At 73.9% G+C, this 12,285-nt stretch carries 10 protein-coding genes; 5 read left to right on the top strand and 5 right to left on the bottom strand.

Annotated elements, in window-relative coordinates:
- Positions 1-4: 4 nt before the first annotated feature.
- Entirely contained in the window at positions 5-457 is a 453-nt protein-coding gene (locus ACZ7HQ_RS07355) for a DUF6114 domain-containing protein (protein ID WP_470985940.1), read from the top strand.
- Positions 458-1,115: 658 nt separating this feature from the next.
- On the opposite strand, the gene tatA is transcribed toward ACZ7HQ_RS07355, so the two are convergent.
- From tatA to ACZ7HQ_RS07340, 3 genes are all read right to left on the bottom strand, one after another.
- Complete coding sequence (gene tatA, locus ACZ7HQ_RS07350) at positions 1,116-1,391, bottom strand: Sec-independent protein translocase subunit TatA (RefSeq protein WP_470985937.1); 276 nt, start codon at positions 1,389-1,391, stop codon at positions 1,116-1,118.
- 101 nt (positions 1,392-1,492) lie between these two features.
- Positions 1,493-4,135, bottom strand: a complete 2,643-nt coding sequence (locus ACZ7HQ_RS07345; RefSeq protein WP_470985933.1) for an HAD-IC family P-type ATPase — start codon at positions 4,133-4,135, stop codon at positions 1,493-1,495.
- Between the two features lie 4 nt (positions 4,136-4,139).
- The gene (locus tag ACZ7HQ_RS07340; protein WP_470985931.1) at positions 4,140-4,508 is read right to left on the bottom strand and encodes an ArsR/SmtB family transcription factor; all 369 of its coding nucleotides are present in this window, start codon (positions 4,506-4,508) and stop codon (positions 4,140-4,142) included.
- Between the two features lie 188 nt (positions 4,509-4,696).
- On the opposite strand from ACZ7HQ_RS07340, the gene ACZ7HQ_RS07335 reads away from it, so the two are divergent.
- Entirely contained in the window at positions 4,697-5,152 is a 456-nt protein-coding gene (locus ACZ7HQ_RS07335) for a tellurite resistance TerB family protein (RefSeq protein WP_470985928.1), read from the top strand.
- Positions 5,153-5,180: 28 nt separating this feature from the next.
- Positions 5,181-6,194 (top strand): Lrp/AsnC family transcriptional regulator, encoded by a 1,014-nt coding sequence (locus ACZ7HQ_RS07330; RefSeq protein ID WP_470985925.1) that lies wholly within the window; start codon positions 5,181-5,183, stop codon positions 6,192-6,194.
- Positions 6,195-6,214: 20 nt separating this feature from the next.
- On the opposite strand, the gene ACZ7HQ_RS07325 is transcribed toward ACZ7HQ_RS07330, so the two are convergent.
- The gene (locus ACZ7HQ_RS07325) at positions 6,215-7,675 is read right to left on the bottom strand and encodes an MFS transporter (protein ID WP_470985923.1); all 1,461 of its coding nucleotides are present in this window, start codon (positions 7,673-7,675) and stop codon (positions 6,215-6,217) included.
- A gap of 240 nt (positions 7,676-7,915) precedes the next feature.
- Positions 7,916-8,878, bottom strand: coding sequence for an ABC transporter substrate-binding protein (locus tag ACZ7HQ_RS07320; protein ID WP_470985920.1), 963 nt, complete (start codon positions 8,876-8,878; stop codon positions 7,916-7,918).
- A 290-nt stretch (positions 8,879-9,168) separates the two neighbouring features.
- Here ACZ7HQ_RS07320 and ACZ7HQ_RS07315 point away from each other — a divergent pair, with 290 nt between their 5' ends.
- Complete coding sequence (locus ACZ7HQ_RS07315; RefSeq protein WP_470985917.1) at positions 9,169-11,832, top strand: sensor histidine kinase; 2,664 nt, start codon at positions 9,169-9,171, stop codon at positions 11,830-11,832.
- Positions 11,813-12,274, top strand: coding sequence for a roadblock/LC7 domain-containing protein (locus ACZ7HQ_RS07310; protein WP_470985915.1), 462 nt, complete (start codon positions 11,813-11,815; stop codon positions 12,272-12,274). The genes ACZ7HQ_RS07315 and ACZ7HQ_RS07310 overlap by 20 nt, the downstream gene beginning before the upstream one ends.
- Positions 12,275-12,285: the final 11 nt, after the last annotated feature.

Below are 12,285 nucleotides of genomic sequence, written 5' to 3'. Positions count from 1 at the left end.
CGCGGTGGCCGGCCGTCCACGTCGCCGAGCGCGGGCCGCCTTCCGCGGCTGGAGGGCCCGTCGGCCGTTCTGGGGCGGGCTGCTGCTCGCCCTGGCCGGCGGCGAGATCCTGCTCACCGAGAAGGCCTCACTGAAGGTCGTGACGCACATCGGCATGCAGGGGGTGGCCGGCTATCTGCTGCCGACACTGATGGCACTGCTGGGGCTGCTGATCCTGTTCAACCCCTCGCAGCGGCTCTTCTACTCCATCACCGGCGTCCTGGTCTCCCTCGGCACCTGGGTCACCTCCAACCTGGGCGGCTTCTTCGTCGGCCTCCTGCTGGGCGTCACCGGCAGCTGCCTCACCTTCGGCTGGCTCCCCGACCAGGAGCCACGCGTCAGCCGCCGCACCCGCCGGAAGCAGGCGAGGGCGGATGCCGGTGCGGCGGCGGAACAGGCGGAGAGCACGGCCGCCTGAAAGGTGCGGCGGTGCCGGGGGCACGGTTGCCCGACGGGGTGGCGGTGCCGGGAGCACGGTTGCCCGACGGGGTGGCGGTGCCGGGAGCACGGTTCCCGACGGGGTGGCGGTGTCGGCAGCAGGGTCGTCCGACAGTGTGGCGGTGCCGGCAGCAGGGTGGTCCGACAGCGCGGCGGTGCCGGCGAGCACAGTTGCCCGACGGTGCGAGGCGGCACCGCCAGGCACGGGCCGCATCCGCCGGGCGACCGCGCACCGCGTCGACGGCCCCGCCGGTCCACGGCGCCGCGGGCCCCCATCGACCAGCGCGGCCCCCTCCGTCAGCGTGCAGGCGGCCGCCGGGGGGACGTCGTTCGCCGACAGGACCTTCAACGGCCCCGCACCCCCCCGATCGACCAGCGCGGCGTCGGTCCGTCAGCCGGCGGCTCCGCGGTCGCCACGGGCACCGTCACCGTACGCGCGGCCGCCGCCGGGGGACACCGTTCGCCGACACGACCCCCAACGGCCCACGGCGCCACAGGCCCCCAACGACCAGCGCGGCCCCCTCCGTCAGCGTGCATGCGGCCGCCGGGGGGACGTCGTTCGCCGACAGGACCTTCAACGGCCCCACCGGCCCACGGCCCCGCACCCCCCCCCGATCGACCAGCGCGGCGTCGGTCCGTCAGCCCGCGCTCGTCGGCGGCTCCGTCACCGTGCGCGCGGCCGCCGCCGGGGAGACGTCGTTCGCCGACCGGGCCTCCGACGGCTCCACGACCGGCGTGCCCGCGGAGTCCGGGGCGCCGCTCTCCCCCTTCATCGCTTTCGCCTCGCTCTTGAGGATGCGCATGGACTTGCCCAGCGCCCGCGCGGTGTCCGGGAGTTTCCGGGAACCGAACAACAGCAGGAACACGACGGCGACGATCAACAGGTGCCAGGGCTCGAGTCCGTTGCGGAGCATGAGCGCCCCCCTCTCGGGAATGCTTGCGGTCTTGCGCAACTGTACAACCCGTGTGCGTCGCCAGGGACCCGTGCCACCCGGTCCCCTCACCGAGGCCCGTACTACTGCCCGCGCCGCGCGTGGCGGGTCTTCGCCGCCGTGAGGGCCAGGGCATAGAGGCCGAGCACCGTGGCGAGCAGCAGGTGGTACACGGCGGGCAGGGCGGTCATGCCGAGCGCGGCGCCCAGCGGACTGGGCGGTACGGCGAGCCCTACGGCGGCGAGGAGCGCGGCGGCCCGGCCGACCGGGCCGGGCCGGCCGCCGCACGCGAGGCGCCGGCCGTCGCGCAGGAGCAGCATGACCAGCGCCTGGGTGAGCAGGTTCTCGGTGAACCAGGCCGAGTGGAACACGGCCTGGTCGTCCAGCGCGTCGGGGCCGTGCAGGGCGAGCGCGAGGACGCCGAAGGTGGCGAGGTCGGCGACGGCGTTGAGCACCCCGAAGCCGGTGATGAACCGCAGGAAGGCGGGAGGCCGCAGCACCGTCGGCCGGCGCAGCTCGCGCGGGGTGGGGCGGTCGTGGGCGAAGGCGAGCTGGGCGGCGTCGAAGCACAGGTTCTGCGCGAGCACCTGGACCGGGAGCATCGGCAGGAAGGGCAGCAGCAGTCCGGCGGCGAGCATGGCGAGGACGTTGCCGAGGTTGGAGGAGAGGGTCACGCGCAGATAGGCGGCGATGTTGGCGCTGCCGCGCCGGCCGGCGGTGACGGCGTGTCCGATGGCGGTGAGGTCCTTCTCGGCGAGCACGACGTCGGCGCTCTCCCGGGCCACCGCGACGGCCCCGCGCGGCGCGATGCCGACGTCGGCGGCGAGCAGCGCGGGCACGTCGTTGACACCGTCCCCGAGAAAGCCGACGGTGTGCCCGGCCGCACGCAGCTCGGCGACGACCCGGGCCTTGTCCTCGGGCGTGCAGCGGGCCACGACCGTGGTGGCCCCGGCGGGCGGCGCACCGGGCCCGCCCCGGCGTCCCTGTGCGGCGCCCGGAATCCCGCCGGTACGGTCCGGGCCCTCGTCGACACCCGCAGGACCGGCCGCAGCCCCCGCTCCGGCTCCGCCCCCACCGGTTTGCCCTCCACCAGCCGTGGCGGTCCCTGAACCGGCCGTCCCGGTGCCGGCGCTGCGGGCCCCTCCGACCTCCAGCCCCAGTTCCCGGCAGACACGGGCCGCTGTCGCGGGGTGGTCGCCGGTGAGGACGTGGATGTGGACGCCGAGGGCGGTGAGGGCGCGCAGGGAGTCGGCCGCGCCGGGGGCCGGCTCGTCGTGGAAGGTGACCAGGCCGCGGAAGGTGAGGCCGCGTTCGTCCGCGGGCGTGCAGGGGCGGGTGCGGGCGGGTCGTTCGGCCGTGGCGACGGCCAGCACCCGCTGCCCGGTCTCGGCCTCGCGCGCGGCGAGCGCCAGCAGCCGCTGCCGCTCGGCGTCCGGCAGGGCGCAGCGCTCCAGGACGTCCTCGGCGGCCCCCTTGGTGACCAGCAGGTGATGGCCGAGCCGGCCGGTGAGGACGGCGGTCGCGAGACGCCGGCCGGGGGCGATCGGCAGGGCGGCGATTCCGTCGTACTCCTCCCCCACGGCTCCCGCGACGTCGAGCAGGGCCTCGTCGAGGGCGTCCGGTGCGGGCAGTTCGGCGAGTTGCAGCGTCCACCAGGCGCAGACGGCCGCCCAGCGCAGCACCTCCGGGTCGTCCCGGCCGTCGGGTCCGAGGGAGCGGGCGGCGACGGGCCGGTCCTGGGTGAGGGTGCCGGTCTTGTCCACGCACAGCACGTCGATCGCGCCGAGGTCGTGCAGCGCGGGCAGCCGTCGTACGACGACCCGGCGGGTGCGGGCCAGCAGCGCGGCACTTCGCGCGAGGCACGTGGTGACGATCACCGGGAGCATCTCGGGGGTGAGCCCGACGGCCACCGACACGGCGAACGGCAGGGTCTGCAGGCCCCGGCCGCGCAGCGCCGCGCCCGCCATGAGCACCAGCGGCGGGGTGAGCAGCATGAACCGCACCAGCACCCAGGCGATGCCGTGCACGGACCGGTCGAAGGCGCTGGGCTCGCGAGGCTCGGGTGTGCGCTGGGCGGCGGCGAACCGGGTACGTGCGCCGGTCGCCACGACGACCGCGCCGGCGCTGCCCGCCACGACCGCGCTGCCCTGGAAGCACAGATGGGACTCGGTGTGCGGCTCATGCAGGTCGGCGGCGGCCTTGGGCACGGGCGTGGACTCGCCGGTGAGGGCGTCCTGGCGCACGGTCAGCCCGTGGGCGCGCAGCAGCCGTACGTCGGCGGGGACCAGGTCGCCGGGGCCGAGCCGTACGACGTCGGCGGGGACCAGGTCGGTCACCGGAACCTCCCGGGCGCGCGGCGCGGCGGTGTCGTCGGTGCGGCGCAGCACGGTGACCGTGCCGGCGACCAGTTCACGCAGGGCGGCGAGCGAGCGGTCGGCGCGGCGCTCCCCGGCCGCGCGCAGCGCGCAGCTGACGGCGACCAGGGCGAGGATCACCGTGGCGGTGCCCCAGGAGGCGACGAACGCCGAGACCAGGCCGAGGGTGAGCAGCACGGCGGTGAACGGGTCGCGCAGGCCCCGCAGAAAGCGCCGGAGCGCGGAGGGGGTGCGCGGGCGGGGCGGGGTGTTCTCGCCGTGGGCGGCGAGCCGGGCCGCGGCCTCGGCGTCGGTGAGGCCGCGTGGCCCGGTGTCCAGGCTCCGCAGTACCTGGAGGGGCGTTCCGGACACGGGGTCAGAGGCCCCGGAGGCGGCGGGCCGGGAGCGCGGCGGCCGCGTTCCGTTCGGCGAGCCGGCCGAGGAGCAGGCGTACGACGTCGATGACGGCCGCCTGTCCGGCGGCGTCCACGAAGTACACCTGGCGGCGGCCCTCGCGGCGGGAGCGGACGAGTCCGGCGAGCTTCAGCTTGGTCAGGTGCTGGCTGACGGCGGGCAGCGCGCCGCCGACCCGTTCGGCGAGCCCCGTGACGTCGCTCTCCCCCTGGATCAGCGTCCACACGATGTGCAGCCGGGCGGGCGAGGCCAGCAGTCCGAAGGCGGCGGCCGCCTCGGTCAGCACCTCGGCGGAGGGGTCCTGGTAGCCGGTGCCGGGCGCTGTCGCCACTGTCGCCTTCCTCTGTCTCGTCCTGTGTTCGGTCTCTGTTCGGTCCGTGTGCGGGGACTCAGTCTAGGTCGGCGGGAACTTCCCGGGTGTCCCATGAGTTTCTACGGTGCTGTAGAAGTTGCCGCCGGTGTGCGGGGAGCACCCGGCAGCCCAGGTGACACGAACACGAGTGATACGAGGAGTGCCGCATGGCCCTGTGGGACCGCGTCAAGGAGTCGGCGTCGCAGATGCAGACCCAGTTGGTGGCGAAGAAGAACGACCTGAAGAGCGGCGCGTTCCGCGACGCGAGCATGGCGATGTGCGCGCTCGTGGCCGCCGCCGACGGGACCGTGGACCCCTCGGAGCGGCAGCGGGTCGCCCAGCTCATCGCGACGAACGAGGTGTTGCAGAACTTCCCGGCGGACGACCTGAGGCGCCGTTTCGAGGAGAATCTGAACAAGCTGACGACCGACTTCGCCTTCGGCAAGGTGAGCGTGCTGCAGGAGATCGCGAAGGCGAAGAAGAAGCCGGCCGAGGCGCGGGCCGTGATCCAGATCGGCATCGTGATCGGCGGCGCGGACGGCGACTTCGACAAGACGGAGCAGGCCGTGGTGCGCGAGGCGTGCTACACGCTGGACCTGCCGCCGCACGAGTTCGACCTCTGATCGTGCGCGACCGGGTGAGGATGGGGGCATGCTCGATGCTCTCGACCGTGCCCTCGTCCATGCCCTGCACCTGGACGGCCGGGCGCCGTTCAGCAGGATCGCCGAGGTGCTCGGGGTCTCGGCGCAGACCGTGGCCCGCCGCTACCGCCGGCTGCGCACGGAGGCCGGGCTGCGCGTGGTGGGTCTCGCCGACCCGGACCGTGCGGGCCGCGCCCAGTGGCTGGTCCGGCTGACGGCGACGGCGCGCTCGGCACAGGCCATCGCCGGGGCGCTGGTGCGGCGGCCGGACACGTCCTGGGTGAAGCTGACGTCGGGGGGCACGGAGATCACCGCCGTGATCCACGCCCCGGCCGACGACTCCTCCGCCGGCTCCCTCCTGCTGCACGACGTCCCGCGCACCGGCGGTATCACCGCCGTCTCCGCGCACTGCATGCTGCACACCTACGTGGGCGGACCCGCCAAATGGCGGCGCAGTGTCCAGGCGCTCGACGAGCGGCAGCAGGCGGCCCTGGAGTACCGGGAGAGCGCGGAAGGGGTACGGCAACCGGGTCCGCAGGACGCCGAGTTGCTGGCCGCGCTCGAGCGGGACGGGCGGGCCGGGCAGAGCGAGCTGGCCGGGGCGACCGGCTGGTCGCCCGCGACCGTGGCCCGGCGGCTTGCGGAACTGCGCGCGTCGGGCGCCCTGTTCTTCGACGTGGAGGTGGACGCCGGGCTCTTCGGGGTGCGGACCCAGGCCCTGCTGTGGCTGTCGGTGCGCCCGGCGGACCTGGAGAAGGTCGCCGTCGCGCTGGCCGGCCATGACGAGCTGGCCTTCGTGGCCGCGACCACCGGCCGCACCAACCTGGTCGCCCAGGCGCTGTGCCGCGACCCGGCCGACCTGCACCGCTACCTCACCCGGCGGCTCGGTACGCTCCGCGAGATCGACACGCTGGAAACCAGCCCGGTGCTGCGCACGCTGAAGGCGGCGAGCCCCGTCCTGACGGACCTGGCGAGGGTACGACGCGCACGGCCCGGCACGGCGCCCACCCGTCCGGCCGGTTGAGACCGCAGGCGGCCGCGGCTTCAGCGTGCCTGGTCGCGCAGTTCCGCCCGCGCCCGGGGGGAAGCCGCGGTGCCGTCGGCTTCGAGGGCTCCCTCCCCCGCCCCGACCCTGCCGAGGGCTGCCCAGGCCACTCCCAGCAGCCCCACCGCCACCCAGCACGCATCCTGCGGTGCGCCCGTGCCCGCACCCGCCAGGTAGGCGCTGCCGAGGACCGCGACTCCCAGCGTGGCCCCCAACTGCTGCACCGCGTTGAGCAGTCCGGCCGCCGAGCCGATCTCCTGGGGGCGCAGGGGGCGCAGGGCGAGGGTGAAGAAGGCGGGGGTGAACAGGCCTGCGCCGACGCCTATGAGGGCGAGGGCGGGCAGCAGGGCGACCGGGTAGTGCCCCGGCGCGGTCGTCCGGTACGCGGCCACGGCGGCGAGCAGTCCGGCCAGCAGCACCCCGAGCCCGTACGGCATGACGCGCCGCCCGTACCGCCGTACCAGCCGCGAGCCCGCCCACCAGGAGGCGAGGGCGAGCCCTGCGGACCACGGCAGCAGGCTCAGACCGGAGGACAGCACGCCCGTCCCCGCGCCCAGTTGCAGGTGGAGGACGACCACCACGGTCAGCCCGTTGGTCACCGCGAAGAAGGCGGTGGAGGTGACGAGGGCGGCCGGGAAGCCCCGGTGGGTGAAGAGGCTGAGCTCCAGCAGGGGGCGGGGCGTGCGCCGCTGGTGCCGGGCGAAGGCGAGGAGCACGAGCAGTCCGGCTGTCAGCAGCAGCCAGTCGCGTACGGGGAGCTGCCGGAGGTCGCCGCCGATCAGCGGGTACACCAGGAGTCCGGTGCCGAGTGCGGCCAGTGCCGTGCCGGGCCAGTCGAGGGCCGGGCGGCGCGGGGCGCGGTTCTCCGGGAGGTTCCGCGCGAGGGTCAGCACCACCGCGGCCACCGGCACGTTCACCAGGAACGCCGACCGCCAGGACGAGCCGAACAGGTCGGCGTGCGTCAGCACACCGCCGACGACGGGTCCGCAGACGGCGGCGAGGCCCATCACCGGTCCGATGCTGCCCAGCGCCTTCGCCGTCTCCTCCCCCGTGAACATCGCCTTGATCAGCCCGATGGTCTGCGGAATGATCAGCGCCGCGGCGGCACCCTGCACGGCCCTGAAGGCGATGAGCAGCGCCGGTGACGGCGCCAGGGCACAGGCCACGGACGCGGCCGTGAACACCGTGACGCCGAGGACGAACATCCGGCGCCGGCCCGCGATGTCGCCGAGCCGCCCCCCGGTGATCAGCAGCACGGCGAACGGCAGGGTGTAGGCGGCGCCGTACCACTGCACGTCGGAGACCGGTCCGCCCAGATCGGCGTGGACGGCCGGGGCGGCCACCTGGACGACGGTCGCGTCCAGCAGGTTCATCGCCTCGCCGAGCAGCAGGGCGGCCAGGCCGAGCAGGCGCCCGCGGTGGGGAGTGGCGGTGGCCACCCGCCCGTGTTCCGTTGTCATGGTGTTCCTCTCACGCTCGCTGCGGGACCGGATCCGGCCCCGGGGCCAGCGTGGGAGGGCGGGGGAGGGCGACTCCACCGGGAGCGGTGGGCGTGCGGTTTTCTTCCCTCGACACTGGTGTTTCTGAAGAAATCCCACATGGCTCGGGGAGCTCATGCGGCATCGAGCACGACGCGGGTGCCCCCTGTCGGAGGGGGCACCCGCGTCGGCGTGTTCGCGGTCGTACCGGGGGGCCGGGCGTCAGCCGAGGCCGGCGGACTTCAGCCAGGCCGTGGCCACGTCCAGCGGGTCCTTGTTCTGGGTCTGCACCTGGGTGTCGAGGTCCAGCAGGGTCGCGGTGTCCAGCTTGGCCGAGACCGCGTTGAGCGCGTCGGTGCCCTTCTTGGACAGGGCGCTCTTGTAGCCGAGCGGCTGGACGTTCTCGAAGCCGAAGAGGTTCTTCGGGTCCTGCAGGACGACGAACTTCTCCTTGGGGATGGTCGGGTCGGTGGTGAAGATGTCCGCGGCCTGTACGGCGTCCTTCTTCAGCGCGGCCTGGGTGAGCGGGCCGCCCGCGTCCAGCGCCCGGAACGACTTGAACTGGAGGCCGTAGACGGACTTCAGGCCCACGAGGCCCTGCTGCCGGGTCTGGAACTCCGGCGAGGCGCCCATGACCAGGTCCTTCGCGATGTCCTTCAGGTCGGCGATGGACGACTTCCCGGTGAGGCCGTACTTCTTCGCGGTGGCCGCGTTGACCGTGACCGAGTCCTTGTTCTGGGCGGCCGAGGGCTTGAGCAAGGTCAGCTTGGAGTCCAGCTTGGCCTCGATGGCCGCGGTGGTGGCCTCGGCCGTCTTGGGCGCCGCCTTCGGGTCGAGGTAGGCCAGCAGCGCGCCGTTGTACTCGGGCAGCACCGAGATGGAGCCGTTCTTGATCAGCCCGTAGGTGGTCTCGCGGCTGCCGATGTTCGGCTTGTACGTGACCTTGATTCCCTTGGCCTTGAGGGCCTCGCCGTAGATGTCGGCGAGCAGGGTGCTCTCGGGGAAGTTGTTGGAGCCGACGACGACGGTGTCGCCGCTCGCCTTGCTGTCGTCCGCCAGGGGGTTGCCGGAGTTGTCGTCCTTGGAGGAACAGCCCGCCAGCAGAGCCGTCGCCGCCGCGAGGGCGACCACCGCCGCGCCTCGATTCCTCCGGATGGACCTGCTGATGCGGTTGGTGGAAGTCACGCGCTGATCCAATCCAGCCAGTTCTCCCTCAGTCAAGGGCCACGGATCACCGATTGGCCTCGATCTGCGGTCACTTGTGCACGCAGAGCAGCCACCTTGTAACGGATTCTTGATGAAAGGCGCGCCGATCAGCACCTCAAGAGGACGTAGTCTCGGGGAAGTTGCCATCGGCCACAGCGGTGTACGGGGCCCGCTCCGGTGTCGTGTCGCAGGTGTTCCGGAGGCGATGGCGCCTCCCACGTCCAGGGGTGGCGACGATCTCTGGACAAGACACCCACGAAGGAGGCCCGGTGTCCACGACCCGGGTGGACGCACCCGTCCGGCACGCCCCGCCCCGGGGCGGTGCACGGGGTTTCGCCGACCGCTGGCCCTTCCGGCGCAAGCTCAACCTGCTGGTCGGCATCCCGCTGGCGGTCATCGCCGTCCTCCTGTCGTACCTGTTCAGCGACCTCATGCGGGAGTCGGGCAGCGCCGCCTCGGCGGCCCGGCTGGTGCGGGACAGCGGGCAGGTGGCGCGGCTGCTGGACCGGGTCGAGGCCGAGCACCAGCAGGCCATCATGCTGTCCGCGCGCTACGAGTCCGGGAACGCCACGCCCTCGGCGGCCGCCTACCGCGCGGCGCAGCGGGCGGTCGACGCGCAGGTGACGAAGGTGCGCGCGGCCTTCGGCGACCGGCTGCCGGACGGTGAGGCGCAGGCGCTGCGCGAGGTGGAGGGGCTGTCCAGCCTGCGCACCTCGGTGGAGCAGTCGTATCTGCCGGCCGACGACATCGACCCCGCCTACGCGGGCGCCGCCCAGCGGCTGATCGGCGGCCTGGGCCTGGACCGCGACGCGGACCTGGCCGCCACCTTCACCGGCAACCTGCTGGACTCGCTGCTGCGGGCGGACGCCGCCCACGGTGCCTTCGAGACCAACGTGTTCGCCGCGACGACGGGGGACACCAACGCGCTGATCGAGTTCACCAACGCGGTCGGCGCCTACGACCAGTACACCCAGCAGGCCGACCGCTTCACCCGGTTCGCCTCCGAGGCGCAGGCCGAGCGGCTGGGCGGGATCGAGCACACGGCGGCGCAGCGCCGTATCGCCGACTCCTACGCCGCGTTGCAGGTCGACGCGGGCCGGCTGCAGGCGGACACCCAGGCGGAGATCGAGCGGGCGGTGCAGGACGCGCTGGGCGACTACCCCGACTATGCCGAACAGGCCGCCGCACGGCTGAAGATCACCACCGCGCTGATCGGCCGGATCGCCGACCGCGCCGACGACGCCGCCGCCGCCGCACGGTGGCGGGCCGTCCTGCTGCTGAGCGGCGCGCTCGTCGCCTTCGCGCTGTGGATCGCCTTCGCGGTGCTGGTGCGGCGCTCGGTGATCCGGCCCGTGCAGGCGCTCACCGGGGCCGCGCGGGAGGTCGCCGAGGTGGCGGGGCGCGAGCTGGCCCGGGTGGCCGACGACGACGCCGAGGACGACGGGCCTCCCCGGCTGCGGGACATGCCGGTCACCGCGCGCGACGAGATCGGCGACCTGGCCGAGGAGTTCAACCGGGTGCAGACCACCGCCGCGGCGCTGCTGGAACGCCAGGTGCTCAGCCGGCGCAACACGGCCGAGATGTTCGGCAACGTGGGCCGCCGCGTCAGCAACCTGACGTCACGTCAACTCGCTTTGATCGACGCGGTGGAGCGTGGCGAGACGGACCCCGCGCTGCTGGAGCGCCTCTACTCCATCGACCACATCGCCGTACGCCTGCGCCGCAACGCCGACAGTCTGATGCTGCTGGCCGGCATCCGGGAATCCGTGCTGGACGGGGGCCCGACGGAGCTGTCCAACGTGGTACGGGCCGCGCTCGGGCAGATCGAGGGCTATCAGCGGGTACGGCTGTACGCCGCGTCGGACGCCCTGGTCGAGCCCGACATCGTCGGCGACCTCACCCTGATGACGGCCGAACTCCTGGAGAACGCGGTGTCGTTCTCGCCCGAGGGCAGCCCGGTGGAGGTCACCGTCCGCTCCGGTGCCGAGGGCGCCCACGTGGTGATCACCGACCACGGCCTCGGGATGAGCGCGGAGCGGCTCGCCGAGGAGAACGCCCGGCTGATCCGCCGCGAGCGTCTGGACCTGGTGCCGACCAAGGTGCTCGGTCTGTTCGTGGTGGGCGCGCTGGCGCGCCGCTGGTCGATCACCGTCGAACTGACCCGCACCCCTGGCGGTGGCGTGACAGCGGAAGCGACCCTGCCGGCCTCGCTTCTGCGGCCGGTGCGTTCCGCGCGAGGCACGGTGCCGCCTGTACCGGCTATACCGGGCACGGTGCGGGGGAGCAGCACAGCGGCGGCCTCCGGCCCACTCCCCCGCCGCACCCCGGTGCCCGGCACGGCAAGGGCCACCACCGACGCGCACTCCGCAGCACCGGCGGCCGGCCCGGCCCCGGGCCTTCCGGCGGTCCGCACGGCACAGGACCCCGTGGCACACCCCGGCCCAGAACACGGCCCCTCCTCCACACCGGCCGCCGACCCAACCCCGGACACTCCGGCGACCCCTGCCGCACAGGAACCCGTGGCACACACCGGCCCGGCAGGGCCCGGCGGCGTCACCTCGTCACCCGGTGGCCGGCCGGGCGGGGACGGGCCCGCCGGCTCGGGCTCCGGGGCCGCCCGGCCCCTGCGCCGCCGCGTCCGGGGAGCCACCCTGGGCAGCACCGCCGGCGCGGCACAGGCGGTGCCGCTCGCGGTCGGCGCCCGGGACGCGGAGGCGGAGCGCAGTGCGCTGGAGGAGTTCGAGGCGGCCGTGGCCCGCGCCCACCAGGACAGCGACATCGGGACCTTCGCACGCCCCGAGGAGCCGGGCCGGACTCCGGCCGACCGGCGCGACGACCACACACCCCGCGTCCCGTCCCCCACCCGACCACCCCTCCACACGAGTGGGACCACCTCCCGGAAGGAGCCGAGCAGTGAGCATGTCGACCGGTGACACCGCGCCGACCGATCTGCAGGCGGCCGCGGCCGACTTCACCTGGCTGCTGAACCGTTTCGCGACCGAGACCGCCGGCGTCGTGGACGCGATCGCCGTGTCCTCCGACGGTCTGCTGATCGCGGTGTCGCAGCTGCGCGAGCACGCCGACTCCGAGCGGCTCGCGGCGATCGTCTCGGGCATCACCAGCCTGGCCGCCGGCGCCTCCGGCAACTACGGCCTGGGCGGCCTCAACAAGGTCATCATCGACCTCGAGGGCGGCCATGTGATCGTCTCCGCGATCGGCAGCGGCGCCGTGCTCGGCGTCGTCACCGGCAAGGAGGCGAAACTCGGCAACATCGCCTACGAGATGACCGTGTTCGCCAACCGCGCCGGCGCCGCGCTCAGCCCGCAGCTGGTGCTGGAGCTGAAGAACAGCGTTGGCGCGGCGTCGGCCCGCTGAGCGAAGAAGGA

It is taken from the genome of Streptomyces sp. NPDC037290 (assembly GCF_055603245.1).
Note: the sequence above shows the minus strand (reverse complement) of the source record. Positions and strands in the feature narration are given on the sequence as shown.